General features: G+C 64.1%; 18 protein-coding genes and 1 tRNA gene. 10 read left to right on the top strand and 9 right to left on the bottom strand.

The genetic code is table 11. The annotated features are described in order from the left end of the window. Window positions 1-22: 22 nt before the first annotated feature. The 4 genes from LPA34_RS13270 to LPA34_RS13255 all read right to left on the bottom strand — a co-directional run bounded on the left by LPA34_RS13270 (window position 23) and on the right by LPA34_RS13255 (window position 4,521). Window positions 23-99 (bottom strand) — tRNA-Met (locus tag LPA34_RS13270). Window positions 100-209: 110 nt separating this feature from the next. Then, on the bottom strand, window positions 210-1,868 hold the full coding sequence (locus tag LPA34_RS13265; RefSeq protein WP_228978788.1) for an MFS transporter: 1,659 nt from the start codon (window positions 1,866-1,868) through the stop codon (window positions 210-212). 228 nt (window positions 1,869-2,096) lie between these two features. After that, on the bottom strand, window positions 2,097-3,653 hold the full coding sequence (locus LPA34_RS13260; protein ID WP_228978999.1) for a sensor histidine kinase: 1,557 nt from the start codon (window positions 3,651-3,653) through the stop codon (window positions 2,097-2,099). 82 nt (window positions 3,654-3,735) lie between these two features. Next, entirely contained in the window at window positions 3,736-4,521 is a 786-nt protein-coding gene (locus LPA34_RS13255) for a response regulator transcription factor (RefSeq protein ID WP_228978786.1), read from the bottom strand. Window positions 4,522-4,749: 228 nt separating this feature from the next. Between LPA34_RS13255 and recA the strand changes: the two genes are divergently transcribed. From recA to LPA34_RS13210, 9 genes are all read left to right on the top strand, one after another. After that, the gene (gene recA / locus LPA34_RS13250) at window positions 4,750-5,823 is read left to right on the top strand and encodes a recombinase RecA (protein WP_228978783.1); all 1,074 of its coding nucleotides are present in this window, start codon (window positions 4,750-4,752) and stop codon (window positions 5,821-5,823) included. Between the two features lie 7 nt (window positions 5,824-5,830). Continuing rightward, window positions 5,831-6,586: a recombination regulator RecX gene (gene recX, locus LPA34_RS13245; protein WP_228978782.1), complete on the top strand. Its 756-nt coding sequence runs from the start codon at window positions 5,831-5,833 to the stop codon at window positions 6,584-6,586. 133 nt (window positions 6,587-6,719) lie between these two features. Next, window positions 6,720-7,421, top strand: coding sequence for a DUF2889 domain-containing protein (locus tag LPA34_RS13240; RefSeq protein WP_228978779.1), 702 nt, complete (start codon window positions 6,720-6,722; stop codon window positions 7,419-7,421). A gap of 58 nt (window positions 7,422-7,479) precedes the next feature. Further along, window positions 7,480-8,649 (top strand): ADP-forming succinate--CoA ligase subunit beta, encoded by a 1,170-nt coding sequence (gene sucC / locus LPA34_RS13235; protein WP_228978777.1) that lies wholly within the window; start codon window positions 7,480-7,482, stop codon window positions 8,647-8,649. 106 nt (window positions 8,650-8,755) lie between these two features. Beyond that, the gene (sucD, locus tag LPA34_RS13230; protein WP_228875199.1) at window positions 8,756-9,637 is read left to right on the top strand and encodes a succinate--CoA ligase subunit alpha; all 882 of its coding nucleotides are present in this window, start codon (window positions 8,756-8,758) and stop codon (window positions 9,635-9,637) included. A gap of 171 nt (window positions 9,638-9,808) precedes the next feature. Continuing rightward, a complete protein-coding gene (locus tag LPA34_RS13225) occupies window positions 9,809-10,534 on the top strand; it encodes a TerC family protein (RefSeq protein WP_228978776.1) in 726 nt (241 codons plus the stop codon). Between the two features lie 165 nt (window positions 10,535-10,699). Beyond that, entirely contained in the window at window positions 10,700-11,311 is a 612-nt protein-coding gene (locus tag LPA34_RS13220) for a pilin (protein WP_324251735.1), read from the top strand. Between the two features lie 153 nt (window positions 11,312-11,464). Continuing rightward, complete coding sequence (locus tag LPA34_RS13215) at window positions 11,465-13,258, top strand: PglL family O-oligosaccharyltransferase (RefSeq protein ID WP_228978774.1); 1,794 nt, start codon at window positions 11,465-11,467, stop codon at window positions 13,256-13,258. A gap of 185 nt (window positions 13,259-13,443) precedes the next feature. After that, complete coding sequence (locus LPA34_RS13210; RefSeq protein ID WP_228978772.1) at window positions 13,444-14,505, top strand: class I SAM-dependent methyltransferase; 1,062 nt, start codon at window positions 13,444-13,446, stop codon at window positions 14,503-14,505. A gap of 3 nt (window positions 14,506-14,508) precedes the next feature. Here LPA34_RS13210 and moaC read toward each other — a convergent pair whose 3' ends face one another. Further along, window positions 14,509-14,988, bottom strand: coding sequence for a cyclic pyranopterin monophosphate synthase MoaC (moaC, locus tag LPA34_RS13205; RefSeq protein WP_228978770.1), 480 nt, complete (start codon window positions 14,986-14,988; stop codon window positions 14,509-14,511). Window positions 14,989-15,254: 266 nt separating this feature from the next. Here moaC and LPA34_RS13200 point away from each other — a divergent pair, with 266 nt between their 5' ends. Next, the gene (locus LPA34_RS13200; RefSeq protein ID WP_228978768.1) at window positions 15,255-16,955 is read left to right on the top strand and encodes a M48 family metalloprotease; all 1,701 of its coding nucleotides are present in this window, start codon (window positions 15,255-15,257) and stop codon (window positions 16,953-16,955) included. A 5-nt stretch (window positions 16,956-16,960) separates the two neighbouring features. On the opposite strand, the gene LPA34_RS13195 is transcribed toward LPA34_RS13200, so the two are convergent. From LPA34_RS13195 to waaF, 4 genes are all read right to left on the bottom strand, one after another. Further along, entirely contained in the window at window positions 16,961-17,578 is a 618-nt protein-coding gene (locus LPA34_RS13195; protein WP_228978767.1) for a DUF2946 family protein, read from the bottom strand. Then, on the bottom strand, window positions 17,571-18,653 hold the full coding sequence (locus LPA34_RS13190; RefSeq protein ID WP_228978764.1) for a hydrolase: 1,083 nt from the start codon (window positions 18,651-18,653) through the stop codon (window positions 17,571-17,573). Before LPA34_RS13190 ends, LPA34_RS13195 begins: the two co-directional genes overlap by 8 nt. A 57-nt stretch (window positions 18,654-18,710) precedes the next feature. Next, window positions 18,711-19,157 (bottom strand): nuclear transport factor 2 family protein, encoded by a 447-nt coding sequence (locus LPA34_RS13185; protein ID WP_228978762.1) that lies wholly within the window; start codon window positions 19,155-19,157, stop codon window positions 18,711-18,713. A 178-nt stretch (window positions 19,158-19,335) separates the two neighbouring features. Further along, the gene (gene waaF, locus LPA34_RS13180) at window positions 19,336-20,361 is read right to left on the bottom strand and encodes a lipopolysaccharide heptosyltransferase II (RefSeq protein WP_228978995.1); all 1,026 of its coding nucleotides are present in this window, start codon (window positions 20,359-20,361) and stop codon (window positions 19,336-19,338) included. Window positions 20,362-20,408 lie beyond the last annotated feature (47 nt).

The raw sequence follows: 20,408 nt of genomic DNA, 5'->3' as shown, positions 1-20,408 counted from the left end.
AGATTTACAGGGCTTTTGCATTTGGTGGCGAATCAGGGACTCGAACCCCGGACCTGCGGATTATGATTCCGTCGCTCTAACCAACTGAGCTAATTCGCCGAAAGAAGCGAGATTATGCGGATGGCGGCGAGGACTGTCAACCCCCGCGCGCCATATTCGTGGACACCCCATCCAGGCGGCGCCCTCAAGCCGGCGCCGCAGTCACGCCGTCAGTCTTCGGCGTAGATGTTCGAGTCCTTGGTCTCCTTCACGAACAGCATGCCGATGACGAACGTCGCCAGCGCGACCACGATCGGATACCACAGCCCCGAATAGATATTGCCCTTCGCCGCAACGATCGCGAAGGCGGTCGCCGGCAGGAAGCCGCCGAACCAGCCATTGCCGATGTGATACGGCAGCGACATCGACGTATAGCGGATCCGCGTCGGGAACATTTCCACCAGCATCGCCGCGATCGGGCCGTACACCATCGTCACGTAGATCACGAGGATCGTCAGGATCACGACCGTCATCGGCCAGTTGATCTGTGACGGATCGGCCTTCGGCGGGTAGCCGGCCGTCTTCAGCGCGTCGCCCAGCGTCTTGTCGAACGTCTTGCCCTGATCCTTCGCGTCCGCAGCCTTGCCGTCATACGTGTTGATGATCTTGTCGCCCACCTTGATCTCGGCCAGCGTGCCCGCCGGAGCGGCCACGTTGTCGTAGTTCAGGCCGGCTTTCGACAGCGCGCTTTTCGCGATATCGCACGAGCTCGTGAACTTCGCGGTGCCTACCGGGTTGAACTGGAACGAGCATTCGTCCGGGTTCGCCACCACGACGATCGGCGACTTCTGCTGCGCGGCTTCGAGTGCCGGGTTCGCGAAGTGAGTGAGCGCGTGGAACAGCGGGAAGTACGTGAGCGCCGCGATCAGGCAGCCGGCCATGATGATCGGCTTGCGGCCGATCTTGTCCGACAGCGAGCCGAAGAACAGGAAGAACGGTGTGCCGATCAGGAGCGCCAGCGCGATCAGGATGTTGGCGCTCGTGCCGTCCACCTTCAGTGTCTGCGTGAGGAAGAACAGCGCGTAGAACTGGCCTGTGTACCAGACCACCGCCTGACCGGCCGTCAGGCCGACCAGCGCGAGGATCACGATCTTCAGGTTCTTCCATTGACCGAACGCTTCGGTCAGCGGCGCCTTCGACGTCTTGCCCTGGGCCTTGATGCGCTCGAACGCGGGCGATTCCTGCAGTTGCAGGCGGATCCACACCGAGATCGCGAGCAGCACGATCGACGCAACGAACGGAATGCGCCAGCCCCATGAGCCGAACGCATCTTCGCCCATCGACGTGCGCACGCCGAGAATCACCAGCAGCGACAGGAAAAGGCCGAGCGTGGCCGTCGTCTGGATCCACGCGGTGTAGTAACCGCGACGGTTAGCCGGCGCATGTTCGGCGACGTAGGTCGCCGCACCGCCGTACTCGCCACCGAGCGCGAGACCCTGCAGCAGACGCATCGCAATGAAGATCACCGGAGACGCAAAGCCGATGGCCGCGTAACCCGGCAGGAAGCCGACAACGAACGTCGACAGGCCCATGATCACGATCGTGATGAGGAACGTGTGCTTGCGGCCCACCATGTCGCCGAGCCGGCCGAACACGATCGCGCCGAACGGACGCACCGCGAAGCCCGCCGCGAAACCGAGCAGCGTGAAGATGAACCCCGCGGTCGGGTTGACGCCGGAAAAGAAGCTCTTGCTGATGTAAGCCGCCAGCGAGCCGGCCAGATAGAAGTCGTACCATTCGAAAACGGTGCCGAGCGATGAAGCGAAGATCACCCGCTTCTCATCGCTTGTCATCGGCGCGTGCGAGATTTGCCCGCCAACGGTTGCCATATGTCGTCTCCAATATTGATATAAGCATGCGGACCCGCCGGCAAGGCGAGCCCGTGAGCCGATTATTGGAGCCAAAACTTACTGCCTACTGACGCTTGTCCCGTAAATAAGAGCGCTGCGCCTGAAGCTCAATGTCCGTCTACATTATCCAATATGGTGTCAAGATCGTTCAATGTGGTGGCAATTGCGCGAATTGGTGGGGTGCGGTGCTTGCCGCAAAGCCGTCAGTTAGGGTAAGTCCCGGGCGCGTTCCAGCAATCTCAGGCTGACACGCACGAGCGTCCCCGCGAGCCTTGGCGCGGTTTGATAGACGTTGTCCCCGATCGTCAGGGTGCCGCCGTGCATCGTCGCGATCTCGCGGACGATGGCGAGGCCGAGGCCGCTGCCATCTCCCTCGCGACCGAGAATCCGGTAGAAGCGCTCGATCACCCGATCGCGCTCGGTGGCCGGAATGCCGATGCCGGTATCTTCCACTTCGAGGTGCACGAGTCCCACGGCGGGTTCGGGTTTGACGCGCACGGTGACGCGCCCGCCTTCGGGCGTGTAGCGGATCGCGTTGTCGATCAGGTTCGACAGCATTTCGCGCAACATCACGAGATTGCCGTCCACCTCGATGCGCCCGCCGTCGGGTGCGTCGATATCGTCGGGGCCTTCGTAGCCGAGGTCCATCTGCCGGGCGAGGGCGGCCTGAACCCAGTCGCGCACGGCGTTGCGGGCCACTTCCGTGATTTCGACCGGGGTGAAGATCTGCCCGGACATCCGGTTTTCCGCCCGCGCGAGCGCCAGCAACTGCGTGACGAGCCGCGCGGCGTGCTCCGAGCTGGTCGCGATCTGTTCGAGCGAACGATGCACTTCCGCCGGCGCATCCTGCCGCAGCGCCAGTTCCGCCTGCGTGCGCAGACCGGCGAGCGGCGTCTTCATCTGATGCGCGGCGTCGGCGATAAAGCGCTTTTGCAGCTCCATGTTCTGTTCGAGGCGAGTCAGGAGGTCGTTGAACGACGTCACGAGCGGCTCGATTTCCGGCGGCGCGCGTCGGGCTTCGAGCGGCGACAGGTCGTCTGGACGACGCGCGCGGATGTTCGACTGCAGCGCGTGCAGCGGCGCGAGCCCGCGCGAGAGCCCGAACCACACCAGCAGGATCGCGAGCGGCAGGATCACGAACTGCGGCAGGATCACGCCTTTGATGATGTCGTTGGCAAGCTGGCTACGCTTGTCGAGCGTTTCGGCCACCTGCAGCAACACCGGCTGGGCACCGGGCATCTGCGGAAACTCGACGGTCGTGTACGCGACGCGGATGTCGTTGCCGCGCAGCACGTCGTCGCGGAACGCGACGATGCCCGGTTGCGGCCGGTCTTCCTCGTGCGGCAGCGGCATGTCGCGGTCGCCGCCGACCAGTTCGCCGCGCGTGCCGAGCACCTGGTAGAACACGCTGTCGATGTTGTCCGTGCGCAGGAAATCGCGGGTCGAATCGGGCAGCGACAGTTCCGCGACGCCGTTCACCGGATGAATCTGCCGCGCGAGCACGTAGGCATCGGTTTCGAGCGCACGGTCGAACGGGCCGTTCGCGATGGATTTGGCGACGAGATAGGTGACCGCCAGACTCATCGGCCACAGCAGCAGCAGCGGCGCGAGCATCCAGTCGAGAATTTCGCCGAAGAGCGAGCGCGGACGGGCTGCGGCAGCGGCCTCGCTTTCGTCGGGCGGGGCGAAGGGGTTGGCGTAGCGGGCGTCGCGGGCTTCGTCGTCGAGAGCCGTGGCGGATGCGCCTGGCGAACCCGGCGACATGCTTTGTCCGGTTTGCGCCCGTGGCGCCGGCACTTCGGCGTGATGCGCGGCGGCGTGCTCGTGGCGAGCGGGCATGCGGGCCTTACTTGAAGTAGTGGCTCGCGGGCATCGCGCCCGGAGCGGGCGCGGCGGTTGCGGCGGCTGTTGCTGAAGGTGTCGCCGGTGTGGCAGCGGCTTCGCCGGCTGCCGGAGCCAGTGCCGGTGCGGCCTTTTCGAGGCAGTAGCCGAGTCCGCGTACGGTGATGATGCGCACGCCGCTCGGCTCGATCTTCTTGCGCAGCCGGTGAACGTAGACCTCGATGGCGTTGTTGCTGACTTCCTCGCCCCATTCGCACAGGTGATCGACGAGCTGTTCCTTCGACACCAGCCGGCCGATCCGCTGCAGCAGCACTTCCAGCAGGCCGAGTTCGCGCGCCGACAGGTCCACGACCTGCTCGTTCACGTACGCGATCCGCCCAACCTGGTCGAACGACAGCGAACCATGTTTCACGACGGTCGGTCCGCCGCCCGCGCCGCGGCGCGTGAGCGCCCGCACACGCGCTTCGAGCTCGTTCAGGGCGAAAGGCTTGGCCATATAGTCGTCGGCGCCGAGATCGAGGCCCTTCACACGTTCGTCGACGCTGTCCGCGGCCGTGAGAATCAGCACCGGCATGTTCGAACTGCGCGCCCGCAGGCGCCGCAGCACCTCGAGCCCGGACAGGCGCGGCAGGCCGAGATCGAGGATCAGCAGGTCGAATGTCTGCATCGAAAGCGCGGTATCGGCCTCGACGCCGTTCTTCACGTGATCGACGGCATAGGCCGACTGGCGGAGTGATCGGACGAGACCGTCCGCGAGTATGCTGTCGTCTTCGGCAATGAGAATTCGCATGAGGCGTTGAGGCTCTGGCATTGCCCGCGTCGTGGTGTCGCCCGGCGCGCGGCGGTCTCCGAAACAATCGTGGTGGTTGGGCTGGCGTTGCGCACGCATCGAAATGAATGCGAAACGCGCTTGCCAAAACCACTGTTTTTTTATACAGTGTCTGCGTTTAGAGCGCCGTCCGCAAAAACGGACCGCAACCCTGCGTCAGACGCCGTTCATCATAGCAAAGGACGATTCATGGAAGAAAGCAAGAAAGGCCCGGCTGGACTGACTGCTGAAAAGAGCAAGGCACTGGCAGCCGCGCTCGCGCAGATTGAAAAGCAGTTCGGCAAGGGGTCGGTCATGCGGCTCGGCGCAGGCGAGGTTGCCGAAGACATCCAGGTGGTCTCCACCGGATCGCTCGGCCTCGACATTGCATTGGGCGTCGGTGGTCTGCCGCGTGGTCGCGTCGTCGAAATCTACGGTCCGGAATCGTCGGGTAAAACCACCCTGACGCTGCAGGTCGTAGCCGAAATGCAGAAACTGGGCGGCACGGCAGCGTTTATCGACGCGGAACACGCGCTTGATATTCAATACGCAGCCAAGCTCGGCGTGAACGTGAACGATCTGCTGGTTTCGCAGCCGGATACCGGCGAACAGGCACTCGAAATCGCGGACGCACTGGTGCGCTCGGGTTCGATCGACATGATCGTGATCGACTCGGTCGCGGCACTCGTGCCGAAGGCTGAAATCGAAGGTGAAATGGGCGACTCGCTGCCGGGTCTGCAGGCGCGTCTGATGTCCCAGGCGCTGCGCAAGCTCACCGGTACGATCAAGCGTACGAACTGTCTCGTGATCTTCATCAACCAGATCCGGATGAAGATCGGCGTGATGTTCGGCAACCCGGAAACCACAACGGGCGGCAACGCACTCAAGTTCTACGCGTCGGTGCGTCTCGACATCCGCCGTATCGGCTCGATCAAGAAGAACGACGAGGTGATCGGTAACGAAACGCGCGTGAAGGTCGTCAAGAACAAGGTGGCGCCGCCGTTCCGCGAAGCGATCTTCGACATTCTTTATGGCGAAGGCATTTCGCGTCAGGGCGAAGTTATCGATCTCGGCGTGCAGGCAAAGATCGTCGACAAGGCCGGCGCCTGGTACAGCTACAACGGCGAGCGCATTGGCCAGGGTAAGGACAACGCGCGCGAATTCCTGCGTGAGAATGCGGACATCGCGCGCGAAATTGAAAACCGCATCCGCGAATCGCTTGGTGTGAACACGATGGCAGACATCGCCGTGGTCAGCGCCGAAATCGCGGGCGAAGAAGAGTAATCGTCGCGTGATACGCAAGGGCCGGTCTGCACCGCAGTTTGATTCGCAGCCTGAACCACGGTCTGCTCGGCGTGCAGGGCAAGATGCGGACGGCCCGCAGGAAGACGACTCGTTCGAGTCGTTTGATGCACATGATCGCGCGGCAGGGCGTCGTTCGTCGGCTTCAAATTCCGCCAGTGCCTTCGCTTCAGATTTCACCTCCGAAAGCGACCCGGCACCCGCAGAGCCCACTTACTCGCGCTCGCGTCGCGCGCCGGGCGATCCGCCGCCCGCTGGCAAAGACCGCTCCGCCAACGCCAAACGTCCCGTGCGCTCGCTGAAAGGGCGTGCGCTCGGCTATCTGTCGCGTCGCGAATACAGCCGCGCTGAACTTGCCCGCAAGCTCGCTCCGTTCGTCGAAGAAAACGACAGCGTCGACGCGCTGCTCGACATACTGGAAACCGAAGGCTGGCTCTCCGATTCGCGCTTCGCCGAAAGCCTGGTCCACCGCCGTTCATCGCGTATGGGCGCAAGCCGCATCGTCAATGAACTGAAGCAGCACGCGGTCGGCCAGACGTTGATCGAAGAGGCGAGTGCGCAGTTGCGCGAAACCGAACTTGCCCGCGCGCAAGGTGTCTGGCGCAAGAAATTCGGCCATGTTCCTGAAACGCCCGCCGAGCGCGCGAAACAGGCGCGTTTTCTGGCTGCACGCGGATTTTCGGGCGCAACGATCGGCAAGATCCTGAAAGGGATGGACGAAGACTGGGCCGAAGGCGGCGAATAGCCCGCTAATCGTATTTCAGGTCGCGACGCGTTGCCCCGGGCGAGGTTGCCGCAGGGTAGCCGTACACGAATAATGTCAAATACCCAGTATGCTAAAATTCGCTGGTTTCCCAATCCGGCCTTAACTCTCTCGCATGCCGCTTTCCCCGCCAGTTTCCCGTCGGTTGCGCCATCGCCGCGCAATATGTGCGGAAGCCTATGAGCGCGAGGACGGGCTGTGGGACATCGAGGCATGCCTCACCGACGAAAAGCCACGCGATGTGGTGCTTGCGTCGGGCGTCCGGCCCAACGGTCTGCCGATCCATGAACTCTGGCTCCGCATTACGATCGATCGCAAGCTCAACGTCGTCGACGCCGAAGCGTCGTCCGACTGGGTGCCCTATCCGGGCATCTGCCAGACCGCCACTCCCGCCTATCGGGCCCTCATCGGGCTCAATCTGTTCAACAACTTCCGTCGCGATGCCAACCGTTTACTGGGTGGCACCGCCGGCTGCACGCATCTCACCGAGTTGTGCGCGGTCATGCCCACGGCCGCCATCCAGGCGTTCGCGGGCGATGTCTGGAACACGAACAGCGGCGCGCCCGGCGAGAAAGCAGCAGACGCAGATCCGGCCCGCGGCGCCAGCGAGCCTGTATCCGCGGATGAACAGGCCGGCAGGCCGGCAACGGAATCAACCGACAAACCGCCTTTCCAGCTCGGTCGCTGCCACGCGCTGCGATTCGACGGTGAAGCGGTGCAGCAGTTTTATCCGCGCTGGTACGGCCGCGCGCCGCGAGCAGAGGAGCGCGCGGAAGGTGCATCCGACGGACAAGCCGCGCGAGCGGCGCGTCGTTGAACAGCGATAAAAGCGGAAACGAAGTTCAATCCAACTCTCAGACTGAAGGGAATCACGCATGAAGATTCACGAGTACCAGGGTAAGGAAATCCTGCGGAAATTCGGCGTCGCGGTACCGCGCGGCAAGCCGGTCTTCTCGGTGGATGATGCGGTCAAGGCCGCGGAAGAGCTCGGCGGCCCGGTTTGGGTCGTGAAGGCTCAGATCCACGCGGGTGGCCGTGGCAAGGGCGGCGGCGTGAAGGTCGCCAAAACGCTGGAACAGGTTCGCGAATACTCGAACCAGATCCTCGGCATGCAGCTCGTCACGCACCAGACCGGCCCGGAAGGCCAGAAGGTGAATCGTCTGCTGATCGAAGAAGGCGCTGACATCAAGAAGGAACTGTATGTCGGCCTCGTGATCGATCGCGTTACGCAGAAGATCGTCGTGATGGCATCGAGCGAAGGCGGCATGGACGTCGAAGAAGTCGCGGAAAAGACGCCTGAGCTGATCCACAAGATCGCGGTCGACCCGTCGACCGGCCTGAAGGACGCCGAAGCCGACGAACTCGCAACGAAGATCGGCGTGCCCGCCGCTTCGCTGCCGCAAGCACGCGCGATCCTGCAGGGCCTCTACAAGGCATTCTGGGAAACCGACGCATCGCTCGCCGAAATCAACCCGCTGATCCTGACCGGCGACGGCAAGGTCATCGCGCTTGATGCGAAATTCAACTTCGATTCGAACGCACTGTTCCGTCATCCGGAAATCGTCGCGTATCGCGATCTGGACGAAGAAGATCCGGCTGAAGTCGAAGCATCGAAGTTCGACCTCGCCTACATCTCGCTCGACGGCAACATCGGCTGTCTCGTGAACGGCGCCGGTCTGGCCATGGCAACCATGGACACGATCAAGCTGTTCGGCGGCGAACCGGCGAACTTCCTCGACGTGGGCGGTGGCGCCACGACCGAGAAGGTCACGGAAGCGTTCAAGATCATGCTGAAGAACCCGAACCTGACGGCGATTCTCGTGAACATCTTCGGCGGCATCATGCGCTGCGATGTGATCGCTGAAGGCGTGATCGCGGCTTCGAAGGCCGTCTCGCTGAAGGTGCCGCTCGTGGTCCGCATGAAGGGCACGAACGAAGACCTCGGCAAGAAGATGCTCGCTGAATCCGGCCTGCCGATCATCGCGGCGGACAGCATGGAAGAAGCTGCGCAGAAGGTCGTCGCGGCCGCTGCGGGCAAGGCGTAAGCCGCCCCGGCGCTCATCACGGATTACGAATGGCGGCGCGCATGCGACGCGGGCGAAGAATATCCTGCCCACGCGCGTGCGACGCCAGACGAACAGAGGTCAATACATGTCGATTCTGATCAACAAAGACACCAAGGTCATCACGCAGGGCATTACCGGCAAGACCGGTCAGTTCCACACGCGCGCCTGCCGTGAATACGCAAACGGCCGCGAAGCGTACGTCGCGGGTGTGAACCCGAAGAAAGCCGGCGAAGACTTCGAAGGCATTCCGATCTACGCAAGCGTCGCTGAAGCCAAGGCTGAAACGGGCGCGACCGTGTCGGTCATTTATGTTCCGCCGGCAGGCGCCGCCGCCGCGATCTGGGAAGCCGTCGAGGCCGATCTGGATCTCGCTATCTGTATCACGGAAGGCATTCCCGTCCGTGACATGATCGAGCTCAAGGCTCGTATGCGCGCAAAGAACAGCAAGACGCTGCTGCTCGGACCGAACTGCCCGGGCACGATCACGCCGGACGAACTGAAGATCGGCATCATGCCGGGTCACATCCACCGCAAGGGCCGCATCGGCGTCGTGTCGCGTTCGGGCACGCTGACGTATGAAGCAGTCGGCCAGTTGACGGCGATCGGCCTGGGCCAGTCGTCGGCAGTCGGTATCGGTGGCGACCCGATCAACGGTCTGAAGCACATCGACGTGATGAAGATGTTCAACGACGATCCGGATACGGACGCCGTCATCATGATCGGCGAGATCGGCGGTCCGGACGAAGCGAATGCCGCTGAGTGGATCAAGGACAACATGAAGAAGCCGGTGGTTGGCTTCATCGCTGGCGTGACGGCGCCTCCGGGCAAGCGCATGGGCCATGCCGGCGCGCTGATCTCGGGCGGTGCGGATACGGCCGAAGCGAAGCTGGAAATCATGGATGCATGCGGCATCAAGGTCACGAAGAACCCGTCGGAAATGGCGCGTCTTCTGAAGGCGATGCTGTAATCGAAATAACGACGACGGCCCCGGCCGTCCCGAAATTTTGATACCCTTACGAATCCCTTTCGTAAGAGCGAAGTGTCAAGGCGAGGGAGCATCTGCTTCCCTCGCTTTTTTTTGTCTTCGCGCTTTCGTTTCCGCTGGTTTTTCGCTTCACGTCCTTCTACGCTTCCTGCCATGTTCGAGTTTTTCGCTACGCTCCACTGGGGCGCCGTTTTCCAGATCATCGTGATCGACATCCTGCTGGGTGGCGACAACGCGGTCGTGATCGCACTGGCGTGCCGCAATCTGCCGGCCGATCAGCGCACCCGTGGCGTGCTGTGGGGCACAGTCGGTGCGATCGTGCTGCGCGTCGCGCTGATAGCGTTTGCGGTCGCCCTGCTCGATGTGCCGCTGCTGAAGTTCGCGGGCGGCCTGCTGCTGTTGTGGATTGGCGTGCGGCTCATGGCGCCCGCGCACGACGCACACGCGGACGTCAAGCCGGCCGACAAGCTGATGGCCGCGATCAAGACCATCATCGTCGCCGACGCCGTGATGAGCCTCGACAACGTCATCGCGATTGCCGGCGCCGCCGAAGCCGCTGATCCGCAGCATCGCCTTGCGCTCGTGATCTTCGGCCTGGTCGTGAGCATTCCGCTGATCGTGTGGGGCAGCCAGCTGGTGCTGAAGCTGCTCGACCGTTTGCCCGTAGTGATCACGCTGGGCGCCGCGCTGCTCGGCTGGATCGCGGGCGGTCTCATCATCAACGATCCTGCCGGCGACCGCTGGCCTGTCCTCGACATGCCGGCCGCCGAGTACGGCATGAGCATCGCGGGCGCGCTGTTCGTCGTGATCGTCGGCTATGCGCTCAAGCGCCGCAACGCACGTCGCGAGGCCACGCAGGCGCCGCCCGGCCCACCTTGAACCTGGAGCGTTGGCCGTCCGGCCGACTGTCCGACGCTTTTCCCACTGGCTACGATCGAAGCGCCTGCCTCAATACGTGAAGCAGGCGTTTTTCGTTTCGGGAGCCTGCTGATGATTGTGTCTGTACCTTGTTCCGTATCGCCTTCCTCGTCGCCATCCTCATCGATGGTCCGCCGCATTCGCGTGGGCGCCATGCGGTGTTTCAGGCGCTGGCCCTGGCCTGTCGAGCTTGCCCATGCGCGCCGCCGGTACGCCCGCTGGGGTCACGCCGGCTTCACGCTCATCGAACTGATGATCGTGCTGGCGATCGTCGGTGTCATCGCCGCCTATGCCATCCCGGCGTATCAGGACTATCTGGCGCGCGGCCGGGTGGGCGAGGGCTTGTCGCTGGCTTCGTCGGCGCGTCTGTCGGTTGCCGAGAACGCGGCGAGCGGCACTGCGCTGGGTGGCGGATACGCGTCGCCGCCGGCCACGCGCAACGTCGAGTCGATTCACGTCGACGACGACAACGGTCAGATCACGGTCGCCTTCACGACGCGGGTCGCGGCTGCGGGATCGAACACGATCGTGCTCGTGCCGTCGGTGCCGGATAACCCGGAAACCCCCACTGCGCGGGTCGGCCTCGCCAGGGGAGCGTCGCAGCCGGGCACGCTCACGTGGGAATGCTTCGCGGGCGGCAAGAACAGTTCGTCGCTACCCGCGCCGGGATCGGGTCCGGCACCGGCAGATGCGGCGACGCTGCCAGCGAACCTCGCGCCACCTGAATGCCGCACCTGACGACGAACGTGGATACGGGTGTAGCGACGCACGGGATCACAAATGGCGGGCGCATGCGTACATCCCTGTAATCTGGCGTTATTTAGGTCAGCCGGCGCACAGGTCATTGATTTTTTTGTATAGTGCGCCGGTTGCTGACGCCCCCGGTTACTCATGCCCACCCCATTCGCGCGCTATCTGTCTCTCGTCCTGCTGGCTCTTGCGTTGACCCTGCCGTATGCCGTGGTCAATCACACGTATCCGATTCCGACGTTCTATGCCGAGTTCACCGCACTCTCGCTGTATCTGCTGACGGGCGCCGCTGTCGTGCTGCTGGTCAGCAGCGCGCGGCCGCGTGTTGCGTTCGCCTCTCCGGTTGTCGCGCTCGTGCCGCTTGCATTCGGTCTTGTGCTGGTTCTGCAGTCGTTTGCGCTGCCGGTTGCGCAACCGTCGATGAACTGGCTCGGCGCCGGGTTCCTGCTGGCTGCGTTCATGGCGACCCACGCGGGCTATGGCTTCACGCGCGCGAACCTGAGCGAGACGACGTTGCGCTGGATGGCTGCGGCGCTGATCGTCGGCGGACTGTTCGCGGTGTTCTGCCAGGTCGTGCAACTGTTTCATCTGGAGGCGAAGGTCACGCCGCTCGTGGTGGCGTACAACATCACGATCGATCGCCGTCCGTTCGGCAACATGGCGCAGGCCAATCACCTCGCGACATACATCGCGTTCGCGATGGCCGGTGCGTTGTATCTGGTGCAGACGCGGCGTCTGAATCTCGTGCTGTGGGTTGTCGTCTCGACGATTTTCAGCGCCGGGCTCGCGTTGACGGTATCGCGCGGGCCGTGGCTGCAGATGGGCGTGATCGTCGTGGCCGGGTTCTGGATGGCGTTTGCCGGGCGACGCAGCGAGCCGCTGGAGCGCGGGACAGGCAAGCGCAGCGACCGCGCGTGGCTGATTCCAGTTGCGCTGGCGACGCTCTTCGTCGTCGTCAACGCGGCGATCCGTTGGGCGAACGTGCGTTATCAGCTCGATCTCGCGCAGTCGGCGGCCGAGCGGATGCAGGACGCCGGTCAGATCGCACCGCGTCTCGCGCTGTGGAAGTACGGCTGGACGATGTTCAGGATGCATCCGCTGATGGGCGTCGGTTGGGGTGAGTTTCCGCGCTATCAGTTCGATCTGGCGAAGACACTCGGCGGCGTGGAAATCGCCAATAACTCGCACGATATTTTTATCGATCTGCTCGCGAAGACGGGCCTGCTCGGTGCCGCGATTGTCGTCATCGGTCTGGTGAGCTGGCTGATCCGCGTCGTGCGCGCGCCGCATACGGCGGCGCGCATTTTCGGGCTGGCGATGATCGGTGTGCTGGTGATGCACGCGCTTGTCGAGTATCCGCAGCAATACATGTTTTTCCTGCTGCCGGCGATGTTCGTTTTCGGCCTGCTTGAAACGAAGCCGTTGCGTGGGCCGCAGGGCGCGGCATTCGGTATCTATGCGCTCGTGGTTTTCGTCGGACTCGCGTCGCTCTATCCGGTGTATCGCGACTACGCGCGCGCCGAAGTGCTGTACTACGGCAAACATCCGGCCGAGGAGTATCGAACGGACCCGTCGTTCCTGTTCCAGGCGTGGGGCGAATACGGCATGGCAACGTTGTTGCCGATGAACGCGCAGAACCTGCCGCACAAGCTGGCGATGCACAAGCAGGCGCTCGCGTTGTTGCCGGGCGAGACGGTGCTGCGTCGCTATGCCGTGTTGCAGGCGTTGAATGGCGACACCGACGCCGCATTCGATACGGTCGAGCGTCTGAAAATCTTCGCGCAGGAGTTGAAGGACTGGCCGTCGCAACTCGGCTATCTGTATGATCTTTGCGACGACCAGAAGATGCTTTCCGGCTTCAAGGCCGAGCTCATGAAGAAGTACGGCATGCCGCCCAGGGACATCAATCAGGATGACGAATCCGACGACGAGTGATGTCGTTAATACATTGACCGGGCGCGCACGTGCAATGCGCGCGCCGGTGAAACGCCTTTCAACTTCCTGCTGCAAACCTATACTTTTCGATACCGAGCGAGCGCCTCGAAAGTGGAAGGTATCGTAGCCATTCAATTTCCCCGCGCCATGCCCGTTTCATTTTTAACTCGAACGGGAGACCAGTCATGCAGATCGATCAGGACAAGCTGCAGAATTTCATGGGGCGGATGGTGGGCGAATTTGGCGCGGTTGCTTCAGCGCCGCTGATCCTGCTGGGTGACCGGCTGGGTCTCTACAAGGCGATGGCGGGGCAGGGACCGATGACCGCCGGGCAGGTCGCCGAATCTGCGCAGGTCAACGGGCGCTACGTGCGTGAATGGCTGCTTGCCCAGGCGGCCGCCGGCTTTCTTCGTTACGACGCTGCCGCGGATGCCTTCGAACTCGAAGACGAACAGGCGATGTGTTTCGCCGATGAGACGAGTCCAGTGTTCGTGCCGGGTTTCTTCCAGATAGCCGAATCGATGTTTCGCGACATCCATAAACTCGAAGGCACGTTTCGCACCGGGCTTGGCTTCGGCTGGCACCAGCACGATCATTCGCTCTTTCGCGGCACCGAGCGGTTCTTCCGTCCTGGCTACGCGGCGAATCTCGTCAGCGCGTGGATACCCGCGCTCGATGGCGTCGAGGCGAAGCTGAAGGCGGGCGGCGCGAAAGTCGCGGATGTCGGCTGCGGGCACGGCGCGTCGACGGTGCTGATGGCGCAGGCGTATCCCGAGGCGACGTTCGTCGGCTTCGATTATCACGAGCCGTCGATTCAACGTGCACGTCAGCTAGCAGGGGACGCAGGCGTGCGCGATCGCGTCACGTTCGAAGTCGCGCCCGCGAAGGAGTTCCCGGGTAACGACTACGACCTCGTCGCGTTCTTCGACTGTCTGCACGACATGGGCGATCCGGTGGGCGCGGCCGCGCATGTGCGGCAGTCGCTGAAGCCGGGCGGCACGTGGATGATCGTCGAGCCGTTCGCCAACGACAACGCCGCCGACAACATGAATCCCGTCGGACGCATTTTCTATTCGGCATCGGCGATGATCTGCACGCCGGCGTCGTTCGCGCAGGAAGGACAGATGGGGCTCGGCGCGCAGGCCGGCGAAGCGAGACTGCGCGACGTGGTGACGAAGGGCGGCTTCACGCAGTTCCGTCGCGCGACGGAGACGCCGTTCAATCTCGTGCTCGAAGCGCGGGCGTGAAGGTTAAGGGTTCGCCACCCAGTCCCCCGACTTCCCCCCATGCTTCTCCAGCACTTTCACATCGGTGATGGTCATGCCGCGGTCGACGGCCTTGCACATGTCATACACGGTCAAAAGACCGATCTGCACGGCCGTCAGCGCTTCCATCTCCACGCCGGTGCGCCCGAGCGTTTCCACCTGCACGGTGCAGTGCACGCCGGGTAGCGCGTCGTCGAGCGTGAAGTCGACGGCGACACGCGTCAGCGCAAGCGGATGGCAGAGCGGGATCAGGTCGGCGGTACGCTTCGCGCCCTGGATCGCCGCGATGCGCGCGATGCCAATCACATCGCCTTTTTTCGCGTTGCCGTCGCGGATCAGCGCGAACGTCGCGGGCAGCATGCGGATCGTGCCGCTCGCGATGGCGATGCGTTTCGTCTCCTGCTTGCCGCCGACGTCGACCATATGCGCCTGGCCAGCTGCGTCGAAATGAGTCAATTCCGTCATGGTGGGCTCCCTGAAGGGTGCCATCATAACAGCGCCCATTCGACGGTGATTGTCCGCCTCGCGCTGCGCGCATGCACGTCCTGCGGGCAACCGGCCTCAAATCCGGCGCGAGCACAGACTCGACGGCAGGTATAGACACAGCAGCGGCAACTTCCCGGGCACAGGGTTCTCGATACCGCCTGCCACTGAGTACAATTAAAGCGCGCCCGGCGCCGCCGCGCCGAAGCGCCCGACTGGTTCCCGACCTTGCTTTTGCCCATCACGCAATGCGTCTGAAACGGCTTCTCGCAGTCTGTCTTTCGATCGCGCTCGCGGCGCCGTCGGGGGCGTTCGCGCAGTCTTCCGCATCGAATTCCGCTCCGAAGACGCCGTCGCTCGAAATCGGTCCGATCAGGTCCTGGACGTCACCGCTGATTCCCGACAATATCGCGCCCGGCGTGTTCGGCACTTACGGCGGCGCCGAGAGCCGGTTTGCCGGCACGCCGGGCGCCAACGTCAGCCTGCACGCGCCGCTTCTGACGCAGCAGTTGCCGGATCTCGGCGACGGCTCCGGCGGCTCGCTCACGCCGCAAGCCGAGCGCAAGCTCGGCGAGCGCGTGATGCGCGAAGTGCGTGCCGACCCCGATTATCTCGACGACTGGCTCATGCGCGACTACCTGAATTCGGTTTCCGCGAAACTGTCGGCGGCGGCCACGGCGCTTTACATCGGCGGTTACCAGCCGGATTTCGACCTCTTCGCGATGCGCGACGCGCAGATCAACGCGTTTTCGCTGCCGGGCGGATTCATCGGCGTGAACACGGGCCTGATTGTCACGACGCAGACGGAATCCGAACTCGCGTCCGTGATCGGCCACGAAATGGGACACGTGCTGCAGCGGCACATCGCGCGCATGATCAGTGCTGGCGAGCGCACCGGCTACGCCGCGCTCGCCGCGATGCTGCTCGGCATTCTCGCGGGCGTCGTCGCTCATAGCGGCGATCTCGGCGGCGCGATTGTGATGGGCGGCCAGGCCTATGCGGTCGACACCCAGCTGAAGTTCTCGCGCGCTGCGGAGCACGAGGCGGACCGCGTCGGTTTCCAGATGCTGGCGGGCGCGGGCTACGACCCGTACGCGATGCCGACGTTCTTCGGCAGGCTCGACCGCGCGTCGATGGGCGACGCCGGCATTCCGGTCTACGCGCGCACGCATCCGCTGACCGTCGAGCGCATCGCCGACATGGAAGACCGCGCGCGCCGCTCGCCGTATCGCCAGCCGCGTCAGTCGCCGGAATATGGATTTGTGCGTGCCCGGGCGCGTGTGCTGCAGGACCGCTCGCGTAGCGACTACGCCGACGAAATCTCCCGGATGCGCGCCGAGATCGAGGACAAAACCGCGCTGAACGTCGCGGCGAACTGGTATGGCATCGCGTTCGCGCAAATGCTGCTCGAGCGCTACGACGATGCGGCTGCGTCGCTTGCCGCGTCGCGCAAGGCCTTCTGCGCGACCGGACACAGCGAGGGTGTCGCTGCCCGCAGCTCGCCGAGCCTCGACGTGCTGGACGTCGATATCGCCCGCCGCGCCGGACGCAACGACGACGCGGTGCGTCTCGCCGAAGTGGCGCAACGTCGCTGGCCGGCGTCGCACGCCGCGATCGACATGCGGCTGCAGACGCTGCTCAGCGCCCGCCGCTTCGCCGATGCCCAGGCGCTCGCGTACAAGGAAACGCGTAGCGACCCGCAACAGCCGTTATGGTGGCGCTATCTCGCGCAGGCGAGCGTCGGCACCGGCGACGCGCTCACACAGCATCGCGCGCTCGCGGAGAAGTTCGCGCTGGAGGGGGCGTGGCCATCGGCGATCCGTCAGTTGAAAGAAGCGCGCGACATCAAGACCGCCGGTTACTACGAACTGTCGACGATCGACGCGCGTCTGCACGACTTCGAGGCGCGTTACAAGGAAGAGCGCGAAGACGACAAGAATCGCGGATAGGGCGCTCAGGCGCGGTCGCCGGACGCTTCGGCGGCTTGCGCTGCCTGCGCCGCGGGGCTCGCGACGAAGCCAAAGCGCGCCGCGACGTCCGCGCGCGGGATGGCTTGCAGCGGCAAGGTCACGTCGGAACGCCAGTGGAATGCGCCGCTCCGGCCATCGTCGGTGATTTCGGCGTGTTCCGAGAACAGATCGAGATCATGGTCGTGCAACGCGGCCACGCGCGGCTGTTTCCCCTCGCCGGTCGCCGCCTCGGTGAACAGGATGCCGCCTTCGTCGTCGAGCCATGCGGCAGTGGGCGTGAACGTGCCGCCCGCCTGATCGGTGAGCGTCAGCGCGCCGTTTGCATCGACGGCCAGCCGTACGATCCACGGTGTGTAGACCAGTTCCACGTACACGCGTTGCGGGCCGTTCTGGAAGAACCACTGCCCGTGTGCGTCGGCTTCGTAGTTGCGGTGAATGAACCCCAGCAGCGCCTCATGACGGATCGGCGCGCCGGGCGCACCCTGGGCCTGCGCGGCCTCGTCGCGCATGCGCCAGTTGCCGCGCCGGTCGAGCAGCAGCCAGCCCGTGCAATGCGGCACGTTCGGCCATTTGACGAGGGCCTGCCTGACGATGTCATCCATGATGGGCGAAGGGTGAGAGATAGCCGAAAACGCGCTGCGCGAGCCAGTCGATGCGGCCTGGGAACGGCCCGGTCATGAAGCCGACGTGGCCGCCGTGATCCGGCTGGTCCAGTTCCACCGACGCCGACACCTCATGGCGCGAGGGTAGCACCGAGCCCGGCAGGAACGGGTCGTTGCGCGCATTCAGCACGAGCGTCGGCACGGTGATGTCCGGCAGCAGCGGGCTCGTTGTCGCGCGCGTCCAGTAGTCGTCGGCATCGCGAAAGCCGTGCAGCGGCGCGGTCACGACATTGTCGAACTCGTACATCGTGCGGCTCGCGAGCATCGCGTGACGATCGAACAGGCCGGGGTATTGCGCGAGCTTCTGGTCCGCTTTCAGCTTCAGCGTCTTCAGGAAGCTGCGCGTGTACACCTTGCCGAAACCTTGCGACAGTGCGCGTCCACCGGCGTGCACGTCGAGCGGCGCGGAAATCGCCGCCGCCGCCGAGACAAACGATGCATCCTGCCCGCGTTCGCCCAGCCAGCGCAGCAGCACGTTGCCGCCAAGCGAAACGCCTGCCGCGACGATCGGCCCGCGATGCATGCCGCGCAGACGTCGCAGCACCCAGTCGACTTCATTGCTGTCGGCGAGATGATAGAAGCGCGGCAGCAGGTTCAGCGTGCCGCTGCAGCTACGAAAATGCGGCACGACGCCATGCCATCCGCGATCGCGCGCGCCGGCCATCAGCGCGCGCGCGTAATGCGATGCGGAACTGCCTTCCAGGCCGTGAAACAGCACGAACAGTGGCGTTTTGTCGTCGGAAGCGAGGAGGGGCGCGGTGCCATCGTGCGTGCGTGCAGCCGATGAAGGTTCGCGCTTCAGCCAGTCGAGTTCGATGAAGTCGCCATCGGGCGTGTCCCAGCGTTCGCGCCGGTAGGCGACGGCCGGCACGCGAGCGAAAAGCGCGGGAACGATGGTCTGAACGTGGCTGTTCGGCAGCCACAGCGGTGCGCGATAGCGCAGGTCGGCGAGCCGTTGCGCGACGTCCTCGACAGGCGACGTATCCGAACCGTTCTTGTTATGCGTCGTACTCATACCAGCAGCCAGATCGAAAAAACGGAAAAGCAGGAGCGGCAGGAAAAACAGGCAGCGTCAGTGCAGCGATCCCTGTCCGCGCCGCATCTTGGCCGCGAACTGGCTCGCGGCGGTGTCGGGCATCGGGCTCGCGTGAATGTGCGCGATGCACCATTCGCCGCGCTCGTGAACCATCACGTAGGTGGCGAAGACCATCGTGGGCGTGGCGGCCGGATCGACCGGCCGGTGCGCTTCCGCAATCGCGTAGACCACGGTGCCAAGACTGTCGTAGACGCGGATATCGAGCGGCTCGATCGACACCGGATTCATTTCGAGCTGCACGGACAGGCCCGCGCGGATGCTTTCGAGGCCATGCAGGTGCGAGCCGTCCGCCCAGATACAGCTGACGAATTCCTCGTCGATCCACAGGCCCATCAAGCTGTCGATGTTGGCCTCGGCGATGGCCTGATACCAGGCGTTGAGCGTGTCGGCGGCGGCTTCGAAGATGTGGGCAAAACGTGGCATGGCTCGTCAGTCTCTTGTGCGCGGCGCGCGGTTGCGTGTCCGGGTGCGTCTTCGGAACGGCTCGACAGTCAGCGGCAGTGCCCCGGCGTGCATGAACGAATGGGACTTCCGCGAGGATGTCCGCGCCGTGAGGCGCGGACATGACGCGATGAAGCATGCGTATGGCGATCAGACGGTTCTAGCGTTGCGCGACCAGCATGCCGCGCAGGTCATCGAAGACCTGTTCCGCGCTGAGCTGCCGCAGGCAGTTCAGATGGCCGAGCGGGCACTCGCGCTGGAAGCAGGGGCTACATTCGAGATGCAGCCATTGTACCTTCGCGAGCTCTGACAGGGGCGGGGTGTGGCGCGGATCGGTCGAGCCGTAGACGGCCACCAGCGGCCGGCGCAGCGCGGCCGCGACGTGCATCAGCCCGGAATCGTTGGTGACGACGGCGCTCGCCCGCGAGATCAGCGCGCACGCCTCGCCGAGCGCGGTCTGGCCGCACAGGTTGCGCACGTTCGACGCGCGGTCCGCAATGGCCTGCGCAATCGGCGCGTCTTTCGGCGAACCGAGCGCGACGATCTGCGTGTAGGGAAACGACTGGCCGATCATCTTCGCGAGCGCGGCGAAATGCTCGGGCGGCCAGCGCTTGGCCGGGCCGTATTCGGCCCCCGGGCAGAACACGACCAGCGGCACGCGCGTATCCAGATTGAAGCGCGCCGACACGCGCGACGCCTCGTTCAGGTCGGCGTCGAGGCGCGGCATCGGCAGGTCGCCGGGCACTTTTGCGCCCGGCGTATAAGCGAGCGCGGTGTACTGGCCGACCATCGGCGGACGCTCGTCCTTGCGCGGATTCGCATGACGCACGTTCAGCAGGCCATAACGGCTCTCGCCGGTATAGCCGATGCGCAGCCCGATGCCCGCCATCCACGGAATCAGCGCCGACTTCAGTGAATTCGGCAGTACGTAGGCGGCGTCATAGCCGACGTCGCGCAGGTCGCTCGCGAGCTGCCAGCGGCGCAGCATCTGCAGCTTGCCATGCGCGAGATCGGTGGCGTAGACGTCGCGAATCTCAGGCATGCGTTCGAGCACGGGCGCGACCCAGCTGGGCGCGACTGCATCGATCGCGATGCGCGGATGCAGTTTCACGAGCCGCGAAAACAGCGGCTGCGCCATCAATGCGTCACCGATCCAGTTCGGTGCGATTACCAACGCGCGACGCATCAGGGTGGGTTTCCGGTGTCGAAACGAAGCGGGGGGGGGGCGCGCCC

This window comes from Paraburkholderia gardini, from assembly GCF_907164575.1.
GTDB classification, from domain to species: domain Bacteria; phylum Pseudomonadota; class Gammaproteobacteria; order Burkholderiales; family Burkholderiaceae; genus Paraburkholderia; species Paraburkholderia gardini.
Note: the sequence above shows the minus strand (reverse complement) of the source record. Positions and strands in the feature narration are given on the sequence as shown.

Coding starts and splice junctions, on each gene's coding strand:
- LPA34_RS13265 (WP_228978788.1), bottom strand. CDS start 1,868: ATGGCAACCGTTGGCGGGCAAATCTCGCACGCGCCGATGACAAGCGAT.
- LPA34_RS13260 (WP_228978999.1), bottom strand. CDS start 3,653: ATGTCGCCGGGTTCGCCAGGCGCATCCGCCACGGCTCTCGACGACGAA.
- LPA34_RS13255 (WP_228978786.1), bottom strand. CDS start 4,521: ATGCGAATTCTCATTGCCGAAGACGACAGCATACTCGCGGACGGTCTC.
- recA (WP_228978783.1), top strand. CDS start 4,750: ATGGAAGAAAGCAAGAAAGGCCCGGCTGGACTGACTGCTGAAAAGAGC.
- LPA34_RS13240 (WP_228978779.1), top strand. CDS start 6,720: ATGCCGCTTTCCCCGCCAGTTTCCCGTCGGTTGCGCCATCGCCGCGCA.
- sucC (WP_228978777.1), top strand. CDS start 7,480: ATGAAGATTCACGAGTACCAGGGTAAGGAAATCCTGCGGAAATTCGGC.
- sucD (WP_228875199.1), top strand. CDS start 8,756: ATGTCGATTCTGATCAACAAAGACACCAAGGTCATCACGCAGGGCATT.
- LPA34_RS13225 (WP_228978776.1), top strand. CDS start 9,809: ATGTTCGAGTTTTTCGCTACGCTCCACTGGGGCGCCGTTTTCCAGATC.
- LPA34_RS13220 (WP_324251735.1), top strand. CDS start 10,700: ATGGTCCGCCGCATTCGCGTGGGCGCCATGCGGTGTTTCAGGCGCTGG.
- LPA34_RS13215 (WP_228978774.1), top strand. CDS start 11,465: ATGCCCACCCCATTCGCGCGCTATCTGTCTCTCGTCCTGCTGGCTCTT.
- LPA34_RS13210 (WP_228978772.1), top strand. CDS start 13,444: ATGCAGATCGATCAGGACAAGCTGCAGAATTTCATGGGGCGGATGGTG.
- moaC (WP_228978770.1), bottom strand. CDS start 14,988: ATGACGGAATTGACTCATTTCGACGCAGCTGGCCAGGCGCATATGGTC.
- LPA34_RS13200 (WP_228978768.1), top strand. CDS start 15,255: ATGCGTCTGAAACGGCTTCTCGCAGTCTGTCTTTCGATCGCGCTCGCG.
- LPA34_RS13195 (WP_228978767.1), bottom strand. CDS start 17,578: ATGGATGACATCGTCAGGCAGGCCCTCGTCAAATGGCCGAACGTGCCG.
- LPA34_RS13190 (WP_228978764.1), bottom strand. CDS start 18,653: ATGAGTACGACGCATAACAAGAACGGTTCGGATACGTCGCCTGTCGAG.
- LPA34_RS13185 (WP_228978762.1), bottom strand. CDS start 19,157: ATGCCACGTTTTGCCCACATCTTCGAAGCCGCCGCCGACACGCTCAAC.
- waaF (WP_228978995.1), bottom strand. CDS start 20,361: ATGCGTCGCGCGTTGGTAATCGCACCGAACTGGATCGGTGACGCATTG.